This is a genomic window from Enterobacter sp. FUJ80071 (assembly GCF_038739915.1).
GTDB classification, from domain to species: domain Bacteria; phylum Pseudomonadota; class Gammaproteobacteria; order Enterobacterales; family Enterobacteriaceae; genus Enterobacter; species Enterobacter kobei.
The window spans coordinates 4,256,606-4,278,252 of sequence record NZ_JBBXKH010000001.1 but is presented as its reverse complement, the minus strand read 5'-3'; the positions used below and the strand labels follow the sequence as shown (position 1 = coordinate 4,278,252).

16 protein-coding genes, 1 tRNA gene and 3 rRNA genes are annotated in these 21,647 nt (G+C 52.4%); 5 read left to right on the top strand and 15 right to left on the bottom strand.

Annotated features, from left to right (window positions below; translation table 11 throughout):
- Positions 1–122 precede the first annotated feature (122 nt).
- The 4 genes from AAER43_RS20710 (at position 123) to rrf (AAER43_RS20695) (ending at position 3,455) form a co-directional block, all read left to right on the top strand.
- Positions 123–3,026, top strand: a 23S ribosomal RNA gene (locus AAER43_RS20710).
- Between the two features lie 64 nt (positions 3,027–3,090).
- Positions 3,091–3,206, top strand: a 5S ribosomal RNA gene (gene rrf, locus AAER43_RS20705).
- 14 nt (positions 3,207–3,220) lie between these two features.
- Positions 3,221–3,296, top strand: a tRNA-Thr gene (locus AAER43_RS20700).
- 43 nt (positions 3,297–3,339) lie between these two features.
- Positions 3,340–3,455 (top strand): 5S ribosomal RNA (gene rrf, locus AAER43_RS20695).
- A gap of 90 nt (positions 3,456–3,545) precedes the next feature.
- Here the strand turns inward: rrf (AAER43_RS20695) and AAER43_RS20690 are convergent.
- The 7 genes from AAER43_RS20690 to AAER43_RS20660 form a co-directional block, all read right to left on the bottom strand.
- A complete protein-coding gene (locus AAER43_RS20690; RefSeq protein ID WP_014885454.1) occupies positions 3,546–4,304 on the bottom strand; it encodes an amino acid ABC transporter ATP-binding protein in 759 nt (252 codons plus the stop codon).
- Positions 4,305–4,311: 7 nt separating this feature from the next.
- Positions 4,312–5,415, bottom strand: a complete 1,104-nt coding sequence (locus AAER43_RS20685) for an amino acid ABC transporter permease (protein WP_050863399.1) — start codon at positions 5,413–5,415, stop codon at positions 4,312–4,314.
- Positions 5,416–5,424: 9 nt separating this feature from the next.
- Positions 5,425–6,606, bottom strand: coding sequence for an amino acid ABC transporter permease (locus tag AAER43_RS20680; RefSeq protein WP_014885452.1), 1,182 nt, complete (start codon positions 6,604–6,606; stop codon positions 5,425–5,427).
- A gap of 67 nt (positions 6,607–6,673) precedes the next feature.
- On the bottom strand, positions 6,674–7,699 hold the full coding sequence (locus tag AAER43_RS20675) for an amino acid ABC transporter substrate-binding protein (RefSeq protein WP_050863400.1): 1,026 nt from the start codon (positions 7,697–7,699) through the stop codon (positions 6,674–6,676).
- A gap of 474 nt (positions 7,700–8,173) precedes the next feature.
- Positions 8,174–8,395 carry a lipoprotein gene (locus AAER43_RS20670; protein WP_008502867.1) on the bottom strand — a complete coding sequence of 74 codons (222 nt, stop codon included), beginning with the start codon at positions 8,393–8,395 and terminating at the stop codon, positions 8,174–8,176.
- Between the two features lie 304 nt (positions 8,396–8,699).
- Positions 8,700–11,813, bottom strand: a complete 3,114-nt coding sequence (locus AAER43_RS20665) for an efflux RND transporter permease subunit (RefSeq protein WP_045268631.1) — start codon at positions 11,811–11,813, stop codon at positions 8,700–8,702.
- A gap of 11 nt (positions 11,814–11,824) precedes the next feature.
- Positions 11,825–12,964, bottom strand: a complete 1,140-nt coding sequence (locus AAER43_RS20660; RefSeq protein ID WP_050863401.1) for an efflux RND transporter periplasmic adaptor subunit — start codon at positions 12,962–12,964, stop codon at positions 11,825–11,827.
- Positions 12,965–13,353: 389 nt separating this feature from the next.
- On the opposite strand from AAER43_RS20660, the gene envR reads away from it, so the two are divergent.
- Positions 13,354–14,070, top strand: a complete 717-nt coding sequence (gene envR / locus AAER43_RS20655; protein ID WP_014885448.1) for an acrEF/envCD operon transcriptional regulator — start codon at positions 13,354–13,356, stop codon at positions 14,068–14,070.
- On the opposite strand, the gene AAER43_RS20650 is transcribed toward envR, so the two are convergent.
- From AAER43_RS20650 to AAER43_RS20615, 8 genes are all read right to left on the bottom strand, one after another.
- Positions 13,986–16,067, bottom strand: a complete 2,082-nt coding sequence (locus tag AAER43_RS20650; RefSeq protein WP_045268630.1) for a bifunctional diguanylate cyclase/phosphodiesterase — start codon at positions 16,065–16,067, stop codon at positions 13,986–13,988. The genes envR and AAER43_RS20650 overlap by 85 nt on opposite strands.
- A 136-nt stretch (positions 16,068–16,203) precedes the next feature.
- Complete coding sequence (locus AAER43_RS20645) at positions 16,204–16,368, bottom strand: DUF2556 family protein (RefSeq protein WP_014885446.1); 165 nt, start codon at positions 16,366–16,368, stop codon at positions 16,204–16,206.
- A 179-nt stretch (positions 16,369–16,547) separates the two neighbouring features.
- Entirely contained in the window at positions 16,548–16,844 is a 297-nt protein-coding gene (fis, locus tag AAER43_RS20640) for a DNA-binding transcriptional regulator Fis (RefSeq protein ID WP_000462905.1), read from the bottom strand.
- 23 nt (positions 16,845–16,867) lie between these two features.
- A complete protein-coding gene (dusB, locus tag AAER43_RS20635; RefSeq protein ID WP_014885445.1) occupies positions 16,868–17,833 on the bottom strand; it encodes a tRNA dihydrouridine synthase DusB in 966 nt (321 codons plus the stop codon).
- 330 nt (positions 17,834–18,163) lie between these two features.
- On the bottom strand, positions 18,164–18,904 hold the full coding sequence (locus tag AAER43_RS20630) for a carbonic anhydrase family protein (protein WP_050863149.1): 741 nt from the start codon (positions 18,902–18,904) through the stop codon (positions 18,164–18,166).
- 128 nt (positions 18,905–19,032) lie between these two features.
- A complete protein-coding gene (gene prmA / locus AAER43_RS20625) occupies positions 19,033–19,914 on the bottom strand; it encodes a 50S ribosomal protein L11 methyltransferase (protein ID WP_014885443.1) in 882 nt (293 codons plus the stop codon).
- An 11-nt stretch (positions 19,915–19,925) separates the two neighbouring features.
- The gene (gene panF, locus AAER43_RS20620) at positions 19,926–21,377 is read right to left on the bottom strand and encodes a sodium/pantothenate symporter (RefSeq protein ID WP_014885442.1); all 1,452 of its coding nucleotides are present in this window, start codon (positions 21,375–21,377) and stop codon (positions 19,926–19,928) included.
- A complete protein-coding gene (locus tag AAER43_RS20615) occupies positions 21,367–21,609 on the bottom strand; it encodes a YhdT family protein (protein WP_014885441.1) in 243 nt (80 codons plus the stop codon). Before AAER43_RS20615 ends, panF begins: the two co-directional genes overlap by 11 nt.
- Positions 21,610–21,647 lie beyond the last annotated feature (38 nt).

Here is a 21,647-nt window from a genome sequence, read left to right as displayed (position 1 = left end):
ATTTGCTCTTTAAAAATCTGGATCAAGCTGAAAATTGAAACGACACACATGTTATGTGTGTTCGAGTCTCTCAAATTTTCGCAAACCGATGATGAATCGAAAGAAACATCTTCGGGTTGTGAGGTTAAGCGACTAAGCGTACACGGTGGATGCCCTGGCAGTCAGAGGCGATGAAGGACGTGCTAATCTGCGAAAAGCGCCGGCGAGGTGATATGAACCTTTGACCCGGCGATGTCCGAATGGGGAAACCCAGTGTGTTCCGACACACTATCGTTAACTGAATACATAGGTTAACGAGGCGAACCGGGGGAACTGAAACATCTAAGTACCCCGAGGAAAAGAAATCAACCGAGATTCCCCCAGTAGCGGCGAGCGAACGGGGAGCAGCCCGGAGTCTGAATCAGCTTGTGTGTTAGTGGAACGGTCTGGAAAGTCCGACGGTACAGGGTGATAGTCCCGTACACGAAAATGCACAGGTTGTGAACTCGAAGAGTAGGGCGGGACACGTGGTATCCTGTCTGAATATGGGGGGACCATCCTCCAAGGCTAAATACTCCTGACTGACCGATAGTGAACCAGTACCGTGAGGGAAAGGCGAAAAGAACCCCGGCGAGGGGAGTGAAAAAGAACCTGAAACCGTGTACGTACAAGCAGTGGGAGCCTCTTTATGGGGTGACTGCGTACCTTTTGTATAATGGGTCAGCGACTTATATTCTGTAGCAAGGTTAACCGAATAGGGGAGCCGAAGGGAAACCGAGTCTTAACTGGGCGTTAAGTTGCAGGGTATAGACCCGAAACCCGGTGATCTAGCCATGGGCAGGTTGAAGGTTGGGTAACACTAACTGGAGGACCGAACCGACTAATGTTGAAAAATTAGCGGATGACCTGTGGCTGGGGGTGAAAGGCCAATCAAACCGGGAGATAGCTGGTTCTCCCCGAAAGCTATTTAGGTAGCGCCTCGTGAACTCATCTTCGGGGGTAGAGCACTGTTTCGGCTAGGGGGCCATCCCGGCTTACCAACCCGATGCAAACTACGAATACCGAAGAATGTTATCACGGGAGACACACGGCGGGTGCTAACGTCCGTCGTGAAGAGGGAAACAACCCAGACCGCCAGCTAAGGTCCCAAAGTCATGGTTAAGTGGGAAACGATGTGGGAAGGCACAGACAGCCAGGATGTTGGCTTAGAAGCAGCCATCATTTAAAGAAAGCGTAATAGCTCACTGGTCGAGTCGGCCTGCGCGGAAGATGTAACGGGGCTAAACCATGCACCGAAGCTGCGGCAGCGACACTATGTGTTGTTGGGTAGGGGAGCGTTCTGTAAGCCGTTGAAGGTGGCCTGTGAGGGTTGCTGGAGGTATCAGAAGTGCGAATGCTGACATAAGTAACGATAAAGCGGGTGAAAAGCCCGCTCGCCGGAAGACCAAGGGTTCCTGTCCAACGTTAATCGGGGCAGGGTGAGTCGACCCCTAAGGCGAGGCCGAAAGGCGTAGTCGATGGGAAACAGGTTAATATTCCTGTACTTGGTGTTACTGCGAAGGGGGGACGGAGAAGGCTATGTTAGCCGGGCGACGGTTGTCCCGGTTTAAGCATGTAGGCGGAGGTTCCAGGTAAATCCGGTACCTTTTAACGCTGAGGTGTGATGACGAGGCACTACGGTGCTGAAGTAACAAATGCCCTGCTTCCAGGAAAAGCCTCTAAGCATCAGGTAACACGAAATCGTACCCCAAACCGACACAGGTGGTCAGGTAGAGAATACCAAGGCGCTTGAGAGAACTCGGGTGAAGGAACTAGGCAAAATGGTGCCGTAACTTCGGGAGAAGGCACGCTGATATGTAGGTGAAGCCCCTGCGGGTGGAGCTGAAATCAGTCGAAGATACCAGCTGGCTGCAACTGTTTATTAAAAACACAGCACTGTGCAAACACGAAAGTGGACGTATACGGTGTGACGCCTGCCCGGTGCCGGAAGGTTAATTGATGGGGTTAGCGGTAACGCGAAGCTCTTGATCGAAGCCCCGGTAAACGGCGGCCGTAACTATAACGGTCCTAAGGTAGCGAAATTCCTTGTCGGGTAAGTTCCGACCTGCACGAATGGCGTAATGATGGCCAGGCTGTCTCCACCCGAGACTCAGTGAAATTGAACTCGCTGTGAAGATGCAGTGTACCCGCGGCAAGACGGAAAGACCCCGTGAACCTTTACTATAGCTTGACACTGAACACTGGTCCTTGATGTGTAGGATAGGTGGGAGGCTTTGAAGCGTGGACGCCAGTCTGCGTGGAGCCGACCTTGAAATACCACCCTTTAATGGCTGGTGTTCTAACGTAGACCCGTAATCCGGGTTGCGGACAGTGTCTGGTGGGTAGTTTGACTGGGGCGGTCTCCTCCCAAAGAGTAACGGAGGAGCACGAAGGTTAGCTAATCCTGGTCGGACATCAGGAGGTTAGTGCAATGGCATAAGCTAGCTTGACTGCGAGAGTGACGGCTCGAGCAGGTGCGAAAGCAGGTCATAGTGATCCGGTGGTTCTGAATGGAAGGGCCATCGCTCAACGGATAAAAGGTACTCCGGGGATAACAGGCTGATACCGCCCAAGAGTTCATATCGACGGCGGTGTTTGGCACCTCGATGTCGGCTCATCACATCCTGGGGCTGAAGTAGGTCCCAAGGGTATGGCTGTTCGCCATTTAAAGTGGTACGCGAGCTGGGTTTAGAACGTCGTGAGACAGTTCGGTCCCTATCTGCCGTGGGCGCTGGAGAATTGAGGGGGGCTGCTCCTAGTACGAGAGGACCGGAGTGGACGCATCACTGGTGTTCGGGTTGTCATGCCAATGGCACTGCCCGGTAGCTAAATGCGGAAGAGATAAGTGCTGAAAGCATCTAAGCACGAAACTTGCCCCGAGATGAGTTCTCCCTGAGACTTTAAGTCTCCTGAAGGAACGTTGAAGACGACGACGTTGATAGGTCGGGTGTGTAAGCGCAGCGATGCGTTGAGCTAACCGATACTAATGAACCGTGAGGCTTAACCTTACAACGCCGAAGCTGTTTTGGCGGTGAGAGACGATTTTCAGCCTGATACAGATAACAGAATTTGCCTGGCGGCTTTAGCGCGGTGGTCCCACCTGACCCCATGCCGAACTCAGAAGTGAAACGCCGTAGCGCCGATGGTAGTGTGGGGTCTCCCCATGTGAGAGTAGGGAACTGCCAGGCATCAAATTTAGTGTGCTGATATGGCTCAGTTGGTAGAGCGCACCCTTGGTAAGGGTGAGGTCCCCAGTTCGACTCTGGGTATCAGCACCACTTTATACTTAGGTTAAAGTTCGGCAAGAAGTAAAAGAATTTGTCTGGCGGCTTTAGCGCGGTGGTCCCACCTGACCCCATGCCGAACTCAGAAGTGAAACGCCGTAGCGCCGATGGTAGTGTGGGGTCTCCCCATGTGAGAGTAGGGAACTGCCAGACATCAAATAAGTGAAAAGGCCATCCGAAAGGATGGCCTTTTTGCGTTTATGTGCAGAAAAAACGGTAGGCCGGGTAAGGCAAAGCAAATGACTAATGAATCACCTGCGACAGGAATGCACGCGTACGTTCCGACTTCGGATGCGCAAAGAACTCATCCGGTGGGGCCTGTTCAACGATCTCACCGCGGTCCATAAAGATCACCCGGTCTGCCACCGTTCTGGCAAAACCCATCTCATGCGTCACGCACAACATCGTCATCCCGGATTGCGCCAGCCCAATCATAGTATCCAGCACTTCTTTCACCATTTCCGGATCCAGCGCAGATGTCGGTTCGTCAAACAGCATAATTTTGGGTTTCATGCATAGCGAACGGGCGATAGCCACACGCTGCTGTTGTCCGCCTGAGATCTGGCCGGGAAACTTATTGGCGTGCTCTGCAATACGTACGCGTTCGAGGTAATGCATTGCCAACGCCTCCGCTTCCTGTTTCGGCATCTTTCGTACCCAAATCGGCGCAAGCGTACAGTTCTGCAGAACGGTCAGGTGGGGAAATAGATTAAAGTGCTGAAATACCATCCCCACTTCCTGGCGCACGCGTTCGATATTGCGAATATCTTCATTCAGCTCGATACCATCAACCACAATGCGTCCCTGCTGATGCTCTTCAAGATGGTTGATACAGCGAATGGTTGTCGATTTCCCTGAACCGGAAGGGCCGCAAAGAACGATTCGTTCACCTTGCTTTACCTTGAGATTAATGTCTTTCAGGACATGAAACTGTCCATACCATTTATTCACGTTTTCCAGCGTAATCATCGCGTCGGCGGGTGTCATAGTAATTTGGCTCATAATTTCCTCAGTGCGGTGTACGCCCGGTGTTAAAGCGCTTTTCCAGGTGCTGGCTGTAGCGCGACATGCTAAAACAAAAGATCCAGTAGATCAGAGCAGCAAAGACATATCCCTCGGTGGACATGCCCAGCCAGGCAGGGTCAACGGTTGCCTGCTGCACGCTGCTAAAGAGATCGAACAATCCGATGATGATGACCAGGCTGGTATCTTTGAAGAGGGCAATGATCGTGTTGACCAGGCCCGGGATCACCAGCTTGAGTGCTTGTGGAAGGATGACCAACCCCTGCGTTTTCCAGTATCCGAGAGCCAGTGATTCCGCTGCTTCGTACTGGCCTTTAGGTAACGCCTGCAGGCCACCACGCACAACTTCAGCGACATAGGCAGACTGAAACAGAATCACCCCGACCAGGGCACGAATCAGTTTGTCGATCGTTGTACCTTCTGCCATAAACAGCGGCAGCATGACCGAAGACATAAACAATACGGTGATCAGTGGTACGCCACGCCAGAACTCAATAAAGATCACTGAGAGCACACGCACGACCGGCATTGTTGAACGACGACCCAGAGCGAGTAAAATGCCCCACGGCAGAGCGCCAGCTATCCCCACGGAAGCGATAATCAACGTCAGCGTCAGACCACCCCACTGGCGTGTTTCAACGCATTCCAGCCCCAGGAAGCCGCCATACAACAACACCCAAACAATAATAGGATACGCCACAGCCCAGCCGGCAATATAGCGTCCGCGATGAGGTAGCTTTTTCCAGAACATTACGGCGATGGAAAGCAGACCGATAACCAGCGCCAGATTAATCCGCCAGCGCTGTTCATGAGGATACAATCCATACATGAACTGGCCAAAACGCTCGTGAATAAACACCCAGCATGCGCCCGCTTTCGTACAGTCGGCACGCGTGGAACCCACCCAGTTCGCCTGCAGGAATGCCCAGTTGAGTAGCGGCGGGATCAGTTCCCACATCAACCACAGGCAGACTATTGTCAGCAGGCTGTTGCTCCAGCTGGAGAACAGGTTCTTACGTGCCCAGATAATGAAACGTCCACCGGTTGTGCTGGCTGGACGCGAGGAGTGCGACAGTATCGCTTTCGACATCATAAATCCTTAGCGCTCGACCAGTGCAATACGGCGGTTATAAAGGTTCATCAGCAATGAAATCGCCAGACTGATGATCAGATAGACAGACATGGTGATGGCAATGGTTTCTATAGCTTGTCCGGTCTGGTTAAGCACGGTGCCGGCGAAGAGAGACACCATATCCGGGTAACCAATCGCGGCGGCCAGCGAGGAGTTTTTGACAATGTTGAGATACTGACTGGTCAGTGGCGGAATGATTACCCGCAGGGCCTGGGGAATAATGACCTGCCGCAGCGTCACGGTATTCGGTAAACCAAGTGAACGCGCCGCCTCGTGCTGTCCGTAAGGCACCGCCTGGATCCCGGAGCGAATGATTTCTGCAATAAATGCGGAGGTATAAATCGAGAGCGCCAGCGTGAGTGCTGCCAGTTCAGGAATTAACACCATCCCGCCCTGGAAATTGAACCCGCGCAGATGGGGGATATCCCAGTGCAAAGCCGCACCAAAAAGCCAGTGAGCGACTAACGGTAAGCCAACAATTAGCGCAGCGCCAACGGGCCATGTTTTACGAAGCTGCCCTGTTTTAATCTGGTGCTTGCGGTTATAACGGAACAGCCCGACAGAAATGGCGATCGCAATAATAACTGCGACGATGAAGGCGTAAAGCCCTTCGGCGAACTGCGGAGAGGGAATGTATAGCCCACGATTACTCAGGAAAAACAGCTCAAACGCATCGACGGCCTGACGGGGGCCAGGAAGGTTACGCAGGACCGCGAAATACCAGAAAAAGATCTGCAGCAGCGGTGGGATGTTGCGGAACGTTTCAATATAAAAGGTTGAAAGCTTCCGCAGGAGCCAGTTTTCAGAAAGACGAGCCAGGCCAATAAAGAAACCCAATATCGAGGCGAAGACAATACAAAGCGCCGATACCAGCAGCGTATTCAGTAAACCGACCACAAACACGCGTCCGTACGTGTCACCTTCCTCATAATCAATAAGATGCTGAACAATACCAAACCCTGCACTGCGATCCAGGAACGCAAAACCGGAGGTAATACCGCGGTTATTCAGGTTGGTGATGGTGTTATGGATGAGATACACGGCGATGAGAACAACCGCAACAATAGCAATGATCTGGAATAGCCAGGCGCGGACCGCGGGATGAGAAAAGGATAGCGTTCCTTTTACGGCTGAGCGGCGATGGGACATAAAGAAACCTCAGTAACCATGACTCTGGACTGGGCACCGCCTGAGCAGTGCCCGTTACAGCTTTGACTTAACGTACTGGTGGCGCGTACTGAATGCCGCCGTTATTCCAGAGATTGTTCTGGCCGCGTTTGATCTTCAGCGGGCTTTCCGATCCCACGTTGCGCTCAAAGATCTCAGAATAGTTACCCACCTGCTTGATGATGTTGTAAGCCCACTTGTTATCCAGCTTCAGATCCTTGCCGAAATCACCCTCTTTACCGAGTAGGTGAGCCATATCCGGGTTGGATGGATTAGCGGCTTTCTCATCAACGTTTTTCGAGTTGATGCCCATCTCTTCCGCGTTCAGCATGGCAAACAGGGTCCAGCGAACAATGGAGAACCAGTCTTCATCACCACGACGAACAACAGGTCCGAGAGGTTCTTTGGAGATCACTTCTGGCAGCACAATCCATTCTGCCGGGTTGCTCAGCTTAATACGTAAGGCATACAGCTGTGACTGGTCAGAGGCCAGCGTGTCGCAACGGCCGGATTCCAGTGCTTTGGCTGATTCATCCGAGCGATCAAACGTCACAGGGGTGTATTTCATCTTATTGGCTTTGAAATAATCCGCGACGTTCAGCTCAGTATCCGTACCCGCCTGGATACATACGGTGGCGCCATCCAGTTCTTTGGCACTTTTCAGGCCCGCTTTATTGTGGGTCAGGAATCCGATGCCGTCATAATAGGTCACGCCGGTAAATGACATCCCCATACCTGTATCACGAGAGGAGGTCCAGGTGGTATTACGCGAGAGCATGTCAACTTCACCGGATTGCAGCGCCGTAAAGCGTTCTTTCGCCGTCAGCGGGGTGTATTTTACTTTGCTGTCATCCCCAAAAACGGCAGCTGCGACGCCGCGGCAGACATCCACATCAATACCGGTAAATTTGCCGTTCGCATCGGCATATGAGAAGCCAGGCAGACCATCACTGATACCACATTGAACAAAACCTTTCTTTTTAACGGCATCCAGTGTCGTACCCGCATGGGCCTGGCCCGCTACGGCAAACAACATGCCTGCAGCGGTCAGGCTGGCTATCATCGTCTTTTTCATAATGCATCCTGTGTGGCGAAATTTATCGTTATAGAAGCGCTTTTTAAGCGCTAAACCTGTCTGTGGCTTTGGCCAACGTTTATAAAGCAAACGTAATGCCAGTTTTGCGTTCCACAAAATAAGTGATAACAGAACGCTTAATGCTGAGTGTAGACACGCTTAAATAAAACGAACGCCCCGAAACGGTGCGAAATTACAACCTGTGCCACAAATCGGAGCAAAAGTTTCGATGAGGATGAGATAAATCAAGAGATAGTTTCTGAAGTGAATATTGGCAGGGTATTCAATAAGATTAATGTGTGAAAATCATCACGATAAAATATGAAATAAACTTTTATATACTAAAAAGATGTGATAGCCAGTCGATGGGAATTAATTTCTTGAATAAAAACGGGGCTATTTTTTTACTTATTAGAAAACAATGCACTTTTTAAACGCAAAAGCGCGGCCCGAGCCGCGCTTTCTTAATTGATGTTACTTCGTCAGGGCAACGATACCCAGCGTCAAACCCGCCACGGCAGCCGCTCCGCCGGCGATAGCACCCGCGGTTTCCCAGTTATCCTGGGTGGTGCCTTTCATACAGGTATTGGTATGAACCAGTCGACCCTGGTCATCGTAAACCGGTACACATGGAGAATCGTGCGCGCATCCAGCAAGTAGCGCAGCGAGAAGTGCAACGGAAATGAATCTTTTCATGATGTTACCTCAGTATTATTTCTCATTCGCTACAAAGCCAGGAGGGCTATTAACGAACTGGAGGCTATTTTACCACCGGGGTAACACCTCGTTGCACGGGGAATAATCTCAAAGTATGTCGTTTGTAAAAATCGTGGAGAAAAGTCGGTTTCAGGATGAATTAATGGAGAAATTATGGAGACACAACAGGGCGTTTCTACTTAATGTAAATCACCGCATTTTTAACACTGCAATTCAATAATGTCTAATTTATTGTTTATATTAAAAATAAAAAAGGCACCGCAGGGTGCCTTTCATGGGGGCGTTACTCTTTATGGCGGGTAAACCGTCGCCGGACAACCACAAAGAAAACGGGAACGAAGAAAATCGCCAGCAGCGTCGCGGAAAGCATGCCTCCCATAACGCCCGTACCGACAGCATTTTGCGCACCGCTCCCGGCTCCGGTACTGATTACCAGCGGCATGACGCCAAGGATAAAGGCCAGGGAGGTCATCAGGATCGGTCGAAGGCGCATCCTTGATGCTTCCAGGGTGGCTTCAATAATCCCTTTACCTTCTTTATCCATCAGGTCCTTAGCAAATTCGACAATCAGGATGGCGTTTTTCGCCGACAGGCCAATTGTCGTCAGAAGGCCGACCTGGAAATAGACGTCATTGTTCAATCCGCGCAGCGACGCGGCGAGCAGAGCACCGATAACACCCAGCGGCACAACCAGCATCACGGAGAATGGGATGGACCAGCTCTCATACAGGGCCGCCAGACACAGGAACACCACGATCAGTGAAATGGCATACAGTGCGGGCGCCTGGTTACCGGAAAGGCGTTCCTGATAAGACATGCCCGTCCAGTCATAGCCAATTCCTGCAGGCAGTTTTGCGGCCAGGCTTTCCATCAACACCATCGCTTCGCCGGTACTTTTACCCGGTGCGGATTCCCCGAGGATCTCCATTGAAGGCATCCCGTTGAAGCGTTCCAGGCGAGGTGAGCCATAAACCCAGTGAGAGTAGCTAAAGGCGGAGAAGGGAACCATCTCTCCGTTCGCGCTGCGCACGTAGAGGTTGTTAATGTCCCCCGGCAGCATGCGGAAACGGGCATCTGCCTGCACGTAAACTTTTTTCACGCGCCCGTGGTCGATAAAGTCGTTCACATAGGTGCCACCCAACGCCGTCGAGATAGTCTGGTTGACGTCGGAAAGGCTGACGCCCAATGCCTGCGCCTTTTCCTGATCGACATCCAGCTTGAACTGAGGCGTATCTTCCAGTCCGTTTGGACGCACGCGCACCAGCAGGTCTGGGTGCTCTTTTACCATCCCGAGCAGTTGATTACGTGCCTGCGTCAGCTGGGTATGTCCCAGGTTAGCCTGATCGATAAGTTCAAAGTCGAATCCCGTTGCGGTTCCAAGCTCAATAATCGCAGGCAGGTTGAACGGGAACACCAGGCCGTCTTTAATCTGACTGAACGCTTTTGTCGCGCGACCCACGATGGCTTCAACGCTATTTTTCTCGCCCGGGCGCTCCTCCCAGGGCTTCAGGCTGACAAAGGCAATACCGGAGTTCTGACCCTGGCCGCTAAAGCTAAAGCCGTTTACGGTGAAGACGGATTCAACGTTCGCCTTCTCTTTGCCCAGATAGTAGTCCTGAACCTGGTCGAGGACCGCCTGAGTACGCGTCTGGGTCGCCCCCGCCGGGAGTTGAACCATTGTCATAAAGACCCCCTGGTCCTCTTCGGGCAGGAAGGAGGTCGGTAAGCGCAGGAACAACACCGCCATGCCACCAACAATAATGACGTACACCACCAGATAGCGACCGGTCTTACGCAAAATACCGCTCACGCTGTTGCTGTAGTGTTCCACACTCTTATCAAAGAGCGCATTGAACCAGCCAAAGAAGCCCCCTTTTTTCTCATGGTGGTCGCTGGAGACGGGCTTAAGCAACGTTGCGCAGAGTGCGGGGGTCAGGATCAGCGCGACCAGCACGGATAGCGCCATCGCGGAAACGATAGTTAACGAGAACTGGCGATAGATGGCCCCAGTCGAGCCACCAAAAAATGCCATCGGAACAAATACCGCAGAGAGGACCATGGCGATCCCCACCAGCGCGCCCTGAATCTGCTCCATTGACTTCTGCGTGGCCTCTTTCGGCGGCAGTTTATCTTCCACCATCACGCGCTCAACGTTCTCGACGACCACGATGGCGTCATCAACCAGTAGCCCTATCGCCAGCACCATCCCAAACATCGTCAGGGTATTGATGGAGAAACCGAACGCAGCCAGCACGGCGAAGGTCCCCAGCAGAACAACCGGCACGGCGATCGTTGGGATCAGCGTTGCCCGCAGGTTTTGCAGGAACAGATACATGACCAGGAAGACCAGAATGATCGCCTCAAACAGGGTCTTCACCACTTCATGAATCGAGATTTTCACAAAAGGCGTGGTGTCGTAGGGGTAGACGACCTTCAGTCCCTGCGGGAAGAACTGTTGCAGTTGTGCCAGCTTGCTCTTGATGGCTGCCGCCGTATCCAGCGCGTTTGCACCAGTAGCGAGCTTAATCCCCAGACCGGTTGCCGCCTGCCCGTTGATTTTGGTCACCATATTGTAGTTTTCGCCACCCAACTCAATGCGAGCCACATCCTTCAGATGAACCATTGAGCCGTCCTGGTTCACTTTGAGCGTGACGCGACCAAACTCTTCCGGTGATTTCAGGCGAGTTTGCGCGATGATGGAGGCATTCAGCTGCTGTCCAGGGACTGATGGTGTTCCACCCAACTGGCCTGCCGCTATCTGGTCGTTCTGCGTTTTTAACTGATTGATAATATCCAGCGGCGTCAGTTGGTATTTGTTCATCGCGTTACTGTCGAGCCAGATGCGCATCGCATACTGGGCACCAAACAGCTGAACGTCGCCGACACCCGATGTTCGGCTGATGGCATCCTTGACGTTCGAAGCGACGTAGTCGGAGATATCATCCTGAGTAAGGCTTTTATTATCCGAAACAAAACCGGCGACCAAAAGGAAGCTGCTGCTGGACTTCTCAACGCCAATCCCTTGCTGCTGAACTTCTTGCGGCAGCAGCGGCATGGCCAGCTGCAGCTTGTTCTGCACCTGCACCTGGGCGATGTCCGGGTCTGTTCCCGACTCGAAGGTCAGGGTGATGGTGACATTACCCGCTGAATCGCTGGTGGAGGACATATACATCAGGTTATCGATACCGTTCATGTTCTGTTCGATAACCTGGGTCACGGTATCCTGTACCGTCTGGGCATCTGCGCCGGGGTAGGTTGCGGAAATCGCAACGGCTGGCGGGGCAATCGTTGGATACTGGGCAACGGGCAGTTTGAGAATAGCCAGCCCGCCTGCAATCATCAAAATGATGGCAAGTACCCAGGCGAAAACCGGCCGCTGAATAAAGAAATTAGCCATGTCGTCGTTCCTTAACTGGCGGGCGCTGTGGTGGTATCTGGGGTGGCGACGACGGTGGCACCTGGCCTGGCTTTTTGTAATCCGCTGACAATCACGCGGTCACCGTTTTTCAGCCCTTCCGTCACCAGCCAGCGATCGCCAATGGCCTGAGGCGCAACGACGGTGCGTGGCTCAACCTGGTTTTTATCGTTAACCACCATGACGGTTGCATCACCTCGCGGCGTACGGGTCAGACCCTGCTGGGGAATCAGAATTGCATTCGGCTGTGTGCCTTCATCAATGCGGGCGCGAACGAACATCCCGGGTAACAGAAGGTGTTGAGGGTTAGGGAAAATGGCGCGCAAGGTAATAGAACCGGTGCTTTCATCCACCGTGACGTCTGAGAACTGCAACGTTCCTTTCAGCGGATAAGGCTGACCATTTTCCATCAGCAGTTCAACGCTGCTGGCCGTGTCGCCTTTTTGCAGGCTTGTCTGTTTCAGGCGCATAAATTCATTGCTGGACTGGGTGACGTCGACGTAAATCGGATCAAACTGCTGGACTGTTGCCAGTGCAGAGGCCTGCCCGTTCGTGACGAGAGCACCTTCTGTCACGCTGGATTTGCCGATGCGCCCATCGACGGGAGACGTCACTTTGGTATAGGCAAGGTTAATACGTGCACTTTCGACGCCGGCTTTGGCGGCGATAACACTGGCATCGGCCTGTTGGGCTGTTGCCACGGCCTGGTCATACTCCTGCTTGCTGACATACTGGGTGCCTACCAGCGGGAGATAACGTTTTACTGTCAGATGCGCAATATTGGCCGCCGCCTGGGCCTTCGCCAGCTCACCTTTCGCGCTGTCGTAAGCCGCCTGATAGGTCGCAGGATCAATCTGGTAAAGCGAATCTCCTGCTTTTACATCGCTACCTTCCGTGAAGTTACGACGCAGGATGATACCGCTAACCTGTGGACGAACCTCCGCCACGCGGAATGCATCCGTTCTGCCCGGGAGTTCAGTGGTGACCGCCAGCGGCGCGCTTTTCACGATATGCACGCTGACCTGAGGTGCCTGGGGATGTTGTTGTTGGTTTTCCTGGCCATCGCATCCAGAGAGCAGTACAGCGCAGACAATGAAACCGGATAAGGGCAAACGTCTGAAATGATTCGTCATTACTGTTCCTTTAAATACCCATTAACCGAGATTTGCCGTAGAACGGTCGTTGGGGCAGAGGGATAAAAAAATAAAATGTAGCTGCGTATAATAATGAGGATATTTAATGTTTTTTAATTTATAAGTGCGAATGACGAGGCGTGAAGGAAAAATCAGAATGGGGCCCGGAGAAGATATGAATATACTCCCCTCCAGGCTAACCAGAGAAAGAGGGTTTAATGCCTTAAAATATTCATATCATGAATTAAATATTGATTATGCATTTGTATTAATTATGAGTTAAGGGAATTGACTTTTTTTGTGCAAAATGAAAACGGGTTTTAGGGAATAATTCCAGCCATCCGAACCCGAGGTTACGTATAAACCCAGTGAGTAACGAGTAGCTGCCTATGGCGCGTAAAAAGAAAGAAGAGGCTCAACAGACCCGACAGCAGTTGATTGAGGCGGCTATCGGGCAGTTTGCGACGCGTGGCGTGGCCAGCACGACGCTGACGGATATCGCGGATGCCGCAAAGGTTACGCGCGGTGCCATCTACTGGCACTTTACCAGTAAAACAGAGATATTTAATGCGATCTGGGAACAGCAATTACCGCTGCGTGACATTATTTGCGACAGGCTTTCTCTTTCCGAAAATGATGACCCGTTGTTAATGCTTCGTGAGCAATTTATTACTGCGCTACAGTATATCGCGCATGAACCCCGGCAATGCGCGCTTTTACAAATTCTGTATCATAAATGTGAGTTTCATAGCGATATGATTTCAGAAGATGAAATCCGTAAACGCATTGGCTTTAATTATGATTCTTTACGTATTACGCTAGAAAAATGTATTTCTCAGAGAATCGTTGCGGCGCAGATGAATGTTGAACTGACCATGATTGTATTGCATGGCTTTTTTAGCGGAATCATTAAAAACTGGTTAATGAATACCGACAGTTTTAATCTCTATCAACAGGCACCCGCGCTGGTCGACAGTATTCTGGCGACACTCCCTGTCTTGCGCGTGTCGCCTCAGGATGACTACAGCTCAGCGCCAGGCAACATTTCACCTCGCGCACAAAGCGCCTCTATGGTCTGCGCGCTGGCTGGTTTGCCTAACAGATAACCCTGAAGGGTGTTACAACCCAGCTCTGTTAAAAAGGTTTGCTGGGCTTCGGTTTCCACACCTTCAGCCACGACTTTCAGGTTAAGTGTTTTTGCGAGAGCCACAATCGCCGAGACAATGGTGGCATCCTCGCTTTCCCCGCTTAACTCTTTTACAAATGCTCTGTCGATCTTCAGTTCACAGGCCGGTAAGCGCTTGAGATACAGCAGGCTTGAATACCCGGTTCCAAAGTCATCAATGGACGCTTTCACGCCTGCATTCGTCAATTCTGTCAGCACCCGTACGCTCTCATCCGGGTTGCTCATTGCCGTCGTTTCCGTAACTTCCAGGATCAGCATTTCCGGCGGTACCTGATGGCGCTCCAGGCAGTCGAGAACCGTTTTAACCAGTGATGGTTGTTCAAACTGCAATGTCGACAGGTTTACAGCCATTGACCAGTCTTGATGTCCCTGAAGATGCCATTCTCTCAGCTGGCGGCAGGCTTCATTGATCACCCAGTTACCAATAGGGATGATAAGCCCCGTCTTTTCCGCCAGTGGCAGGAAAAGATCCGGCGTCAGTAGTCCCTGCTTAGGATGTTGCCAGCGCAACAGTGCCTCAAACCCGAGGAGAGGTCCTGCGGGCGCGTGAAATTTTGGCTGATACAACAGGCGCAGCTCATTGCGTTCGATGGCCATCCACAGATCGTTCATTAACTGAAGATGGGTCTGCGCCAGGGTGTTCATGGAAGGCTGGAAAAAGTGATAACCGTTTCGGCCCATATGCTTGGTGTGGTACATCGCCGCGTCGGCGTTAAACATCAACTCGCGTTCGGTTTTGCCGTCGTGAGGATAAAAAGCGATACCAATGCTGAGGGTCACCATCAGTTCATAAGGGTCGAGGTTGAACGGGCTATCGATTGCGCGTACCAGCGAATTTGCCAGCGAGGCGGCATCGTCCGGGCCTTCGCCCTCAGCCAGCAGAACAAACTCATCACCGCCGATACGTGCAAGAGTGAACTGGCCCTTCAGAAGCAGTAGCAGACGCTGCGTAACGGCGACCAGCAGTTTGTCACCGACATCATGACCATAGGCGTCATTGATGGCTTTAAAGCCGTCGAGATCCATAAACATCAGCGCAAAATGGGTTCCTTCACGATCGGCTTTACTGATCGCCTGATCGAGTCGGTCTTCCAGCAGGATGCGGTTGGGCAGACGCGTTAGCGTATCCTGCAGCGCCAGTTGAGCAAGTTCCCGGTTCGCTTCTGCAAGCGATGAGGCCAGTAGGGCAGTACGTGCCTGAAGACGGGCATCCAGCATCGACACCAGCAGGGTGATCCCAAGAATAGAGAGCGCGACGACGCTGACCAGCATGGCGAGCCAGCTGCTGTTAATACCAACATGGTGCGTCATCGTCGACATTGGAAACTGCGCGGCTCTCATCCCGGCGTAGTGCATACCGGCAATGGCAATGCCCATTGTGATGGCGGCACCCAGACGCATCAGCACGACCTGAGCCGCTTCGTGACGCAGGCGGAAGGTCAGCCACAATGCAGCAAGCGAAGCGGCAAGGGCAATGACGACTGAAATGGCCACCCACAACGTGTCCCAGACGATACCGGGCCTCACTTCCAGCGCGGCCATACCGGTGTAATGCATGGCGATAATACCGCTTCCCATCACCAGCGCGCCGGGTAGCAGACGGCGCAAGCGCAGTTGTTCACAGCTGACGAGCCAGAGTGCAAACAGTGAAGAACCCACGGCAATGACCATGGATAAAATGGTCAGGCTGACGTTGTAACTCATGCTCATGGAGAGGTCCATCGCCAGCATGCCGATAAAGTGCATAGCCCACACGCCAATGCCCATCGCAATACCGCCGCCAGCCAACCAGACGCGGGCGGCGACGCCCTGACTTCCGGCGACGCGTGCCGCCATATTCAGTGCGGTATACGACGCGAGGATGGCCACAACGAAGGAAAGAACTACAAGGATAAGGTTGTATTGGCTAACCAGCATGGTCGGTTCTACTCGTGTCTGACGTTAAGCAGGAGAGGTTGAGAAGGGCGAGACATTATCACCGTAAGGTAACGGCTCAAAGGGTTTTAAATCCCCGTTTTTAGTGGGTAATTCGGGGGGCAGTGACGTCAGGGCGTTAATCGAGTTCTGAGCAGTTCACTAATTTGAGCGGGTTCACGGAGTTCATATTGCGGCACTTGTCGGTTTCAGTGCTCATCAGTTCAATCCACTGCATCAAAAGGGCATCGAAGAGGAAAACGGAGATTGCAAAGACAACCAGCCACCAGTATTTACGAATCATTGTGTCAGTCCGCGAGAAGAGAACCACTGAAGTGGTGGAAATATACACGAAAAGTTGCGGTTTAAAAGCGGGATACGCGAGGGTTTACAAAGTGTTGACGATAGCATTGGCAGGTAATAAAAAAGGCGCATCCCCATGCCGAGTAGCGCCTTTTTAAACAAGCATTTCGCTAATCGAAATTAGTTCATGCCGTATTTTTTCAGTTTCTTACGCAGAGTACCACGGTTGATACCCATCATCAGCGCAGCGCGGGTCTGGTTACCGCGGGTGTATTGCATCACCATGTCCAACAGTGGCTGTTCAACTTCAGCCAGTACCAGCTCATACAGGTCATTAACATCCTGACCATTCAGTTGAGCAAAATAGTTCTTCAGTGCCTGTTTAACCGAGTCACGCAGGGGCTTTTGAGTTACCTGGTCCTGAGAGTTAACGGTAGAAACGGTCAGTACGTCAGAATTTACGCGTTGTTCGAACATAGTTCTGTCAGCTCTTTATTTCATTACGCAAGATTTTCGAAGTATGCCTCCAACGCCTCCAGCTGTTCGCTGGCATCCTCTATGGCGTTGAATGTGCGCCGAAACTGGTCATCTGGAGCGTGCTCCTGGAGATACCAGGAGACGTGTTTACGCGCAATTCGGTACCCTTTTGCCTGACCGTAATGGTCATGCAGTTCCCGAACATGCGAACAAAGCAAGCGCTTAACCTCTGCCAGAGGCAGTGGGGCAAGCAGCTCCCCAGTGTCCAGATAATGCTGGATTTCCCGGAAGATCCAGGGTCTTCCCTGAGCTGCACGTCCTATCATCAGAGCATCAGCTCCCGTATAGTCGAGCACAGCCCTGGCTTTAAGCGGGTCAGTTATGTCGCCATTCGCGATAATCGGAATGGAAACCTTCTGCTTAACTGCCCGAATGCTGTCGTATTCAGCTTCACCATTGAACAAACAGGCGCGAGTGCGTCCATGAATGGTCAGGGCCTGAATGCCACAGTCTTCGGCCAGTTGGGCAATCTCTACACAGTTACGGTGTTCCGGCGACCAACCCGTGCGAATCTTCAACGTAACAGGAACGTCCACCGCGCTGACAACCGCCGTCAGGATAGACTTCACCTGATCGGGGTATTGCAGAAGGGCTGAACCTGCAAGCTTGCGATTCACTTTCTTGGCCGGGCAACCCATATTTATATCAATAATCTGGGCGCCACTTTCCACGTTAATACGCGCGGCATCTGCCATCTCTTCAGGCACGCTTCCGGCGATTTGCACGGTGCGGATACCTGGCTCATCAATGTGCACCATCCGAAGGCGGGATTTATCGCTTTCCCAGACCTGCGGGTTAGACGACATCATCTCGGATACGGTTAAACCGGCTCCCATCTCATAGCACAGCGTCCTGAACGGCCGGTCGGTAATACCTGCCATTGGGGCTGCGATCAGGCGATTTCTAAGCTGGTGGTGTCCGATGCGCATGAGTTAAGAAATGACCATACTGTGACTGCAAGGCGGCGTATATTACGCATTTTTTGCACGAGATGAAAGGCCAAACTTTGAACAATCCACTGTTGTAGATCAAGGAATCGCCGCTCAATTATTCCGTTAAAAATTATTCATCATTTAAATCATTGGGTTATAATTAAATGATTGTTTTATGAGCGCTTACAATTTCCCGTAACTTCTCATCATTTCTCATTAAACGCGACAGTTGAGCGGGATAATCTGCTGTTTTTCGCAGCAGATTTCCTCACTTCTTTGCGATCTCTGTCGCATTTTAGAACATGATCTCAGGGCAAAAAATGCAGATTATTCGACCACAAGACGGCCATGCAGGGCCTGTACCGGGCGATTGTTATCGTGATGCATTGTATGGGTGAATTTCTCCAACTGCTCAGCTGAGAGCGTGAGAGGGTGCTTAAGCACAATCCAGGTGACGCCTTCTGAACAAGGTGGGGTGGTCAGTGAACCGCTGAAGCGCCAGTAAGTTTTGTTGACCGGGAGCAGCTTGTTCAGGTCGAGTTCCTGATTGATGGAGGCGTTCTGTTCGGCCTGCTGAGGCATCACGCTCCACAGTTTATCAAGTTCCGGGTTCGCTGCGCCTTTATTGAACATGACGGCCACCACGGTCAGCTCACCCGCGCTATTTTTATGCACCAGATGCATTTCCATTGCGTACTTCTTGCCATGCACGGTGTTCTCGCTCGGCGCGTGAAAATGGAACTGCTGCAGCGTCCAGGCCTGGTTATCCAGCGTAATAGTGTCGCGGGTATCCGCCTTCTCACTGGCCTGAATGGTATGGCCATTGTTCGTCAGCGTCATGGGGCCATCAATGTAGTGTGTTTTCAGCGGAGAGAGATGGGCGCTAATGGTCGAATCAATATTAATCGGAGACTGATACATCCCATTTTGACAGGTTTTGTAGGCCTCATCCAGCTCACCCCAGTGTTCCGGTGAACCTTCCCCTTCGTAGCTCCAGTGTGATGCGAAAGCTGAAGCCGAGATCATACTCAGCGCAATCAGCGCTGCCTTGCCAGTAATGTGATTCATAATATTCTTCCGGTGAATTGTTGTAATTCAAATCATTATGATTTGTGTGGTTATTTTACCGGAGAAATGCGCGGGGAGAGAGGACTATCAGTGGAGGAGAGGCGTGGTCAGATGACCACGCCAAATGCTTATTTTTTACGACCGGTGATCCTGCACCACTCCTCTTTCTCTACCACCGGGTCGAGGGCGAAGAGATCCGCATAGGCTTCACACACGCTGTCGGCCTGGCTTGCCAGGATACCTGAAAGCCCCAGCAGACCGCCCTCAACGGGCAGTACGCTGATTAACGGTGCCAGTTCACGTAACGGGCCTGCCAGGATGTTGGCGACCACCACGTCGGCTTTCATGGCCGCTGGCTGCGCATCCGGCAAATACAGCTCCAGACGATCGGAGACGCCGTTACGCTCGGCGTTATCGCGGCTGGCCTGAATTGCCTGCGGATCGATATCGATCCCAATCGCTTTTGCCGCACCCAGTTTCAGCGCCGCGATAGCGAGGATCCCGGAGCCGCAGCCGAAGTCGATCACGGTTTTTCCTGCCAGATCCAGACCGTCCAGCCACTGCAGGCACAGGGAGGTGGTCGGGTGGGTGCCGGTACCAAATGCCAGGCCCGGGTCGAGCATCACGTTGACGGCGTTTTCATCTGGCACTTCGCGCCAGCTTGGGCAGATCCACAGACGCTTGCCAAACTGCATCGGGTGGAAGTTATCCATCCACTCCCGTTCCCAGTCTTTATCTTCCAGCTGTTCGATTTTGTGCACGAAACCTGCACCTAACAGTGGATGGTTTTCCAGAATCGCGACGACCTCTTTCATGTCGGTCTCGGCATCGAAAAGTCCAATGACGTCGGTATCACCCCACAGGCGCGTTTCGCCCGGCAGCGGCTCGAAGACCGGCGTGTCATGCGTGTCCTGGAAGGTGATGGAGACCGAGCCGGCCTCCATCAGCGCATCGCTCAGTTCCTCGGCGTTCGCGCCGGTTGTGTTCAGTTTTAATTGGATCCACGGCATGGCAAAACTCTTTATTTATCAGTAGAAATCATAGCGGACTGTGGGACGGGCTGACCGAAACGGTTCCCCACCACAAACGCCAGTAAACTTAGCAGTAACGAAGGCACAATAGGATGGAAGCCCAGGTACTGAATCTTAAACGTTGCGAGTACGGCATACAGCACACCGCCAACAATCATCGCGCCCAGCGCGCCTGCAGCATTGGCACGTTCCCAGTAGAGACCCAACACCAGCGGCCAGAGGAAAACGGCTTCAAGGCCGCCGAACGCCAGCAGGTTCAGCCAGATGATCATCTCCGGCGGGCGCCATGCGGCTAACAGCAGCAATGCCCCTAACACCAGAGTAATAATGGCTGACATACGCTTCAGGCGACGTTCATTTTCTACCTGCTCAGGACGCAGGTTGAGATAGAGATCTTTAATGATCGTCGCGGAGCTTTGCAGTAGCTGGGCGTTGATAGTGGACATAATAGCGGCCATTGGCGCAGCAAGGAAAATCCCGGCGGCAAATGGCGGCAGCACTTTAACCATCAGTGTCGGGATCACCAGATCCGGCACGGTAAGGTCAGGGATGACTGCACGTCCTAATGCACCCGCCAGATGCATGCCGAACATCAGGATCGCGACGACAATCGTCCCGATAATAATGCCTTTGTGAACGGCTTTGCTGTCTTTATAGGAGATACAGCGCACGGCGGTATGGGGCAGACCAATCACCCCAAAGCAGACTAACACCCAGAACGACGTCATAAATGCCGGAGAAAGAATATCATCCGCGCCTTGCGGCGAGACCAGTTTCGGATCAATAGCTTCCAGGGTTTCCACCGCATGCGTAAGTCCACCCGCAGCATGAACGATGCCCACCAGCAGAACGATCGTGCCAATCAGCATGACCATTCCCTGCAGCGTATCGTTCAGCACGCTGGCGCGGAATCCGCCAAACGCAGTATACAGCGCAATGCTTACCCCGAAGATAATCAACCCTGTCTCGTAGGGGATCCCGGCTGCCGTTTCCAGCAGACGAGCTCCACCGATAAACTGCACCGTCATCGCACCAATAAAGGCGACCAGCAGGCTCAGGCTTGCCAGCCATACCAGCAAGCGACTCTGGTAGCGTGCAAACAGCATATCGTTGAGCGTCACGGCATTATAGCGCCGGGCCAGAATGGCAAACTTTTTACCCAGAATACCCAGAGAAAGCCAGACGGCAGGCAGTTGGATCATGGCCAGCAGTACCCAGCCTAACCCGTACTTATACGCGGCACCGGGACCGCCGATAAATGAACTGGCGCTGATGTAGGTGGCCGTCAGCGTCATGGCCAGCACGACGCCGCCCATCGAACGGCTACCGAGGAAATACTCATTCAGAAAGGCGCCGGTCGCCCTTTTACGCATGGCATAAATGGACAAGCCAAATACGACCAGCAGGTATGCGACAAGCGGCAGAATGACTTCAAGCTGCATCATCGTCCTCCAGCGGAATATCCCGGTAGATAAATTTAACCATCGCCCAGCACAGCAGGATAAATACCAGCGGTACCAGCAGGCACGCCATTTCAAACCAGTGAGGCAGGCCGGTAATACCGATGTCTGAATTAGGTAAGTAAGCGGTTACCAACCATGCGGCAAGATAGAGAAGGGTCAGCCACAGCGCCCAGCGCGCTTCTTTATGGGCCTGAACAAAACGAGCGTCCATCCACTCTCCTGGATAATTCATAGTGAGAGGCGGATTGT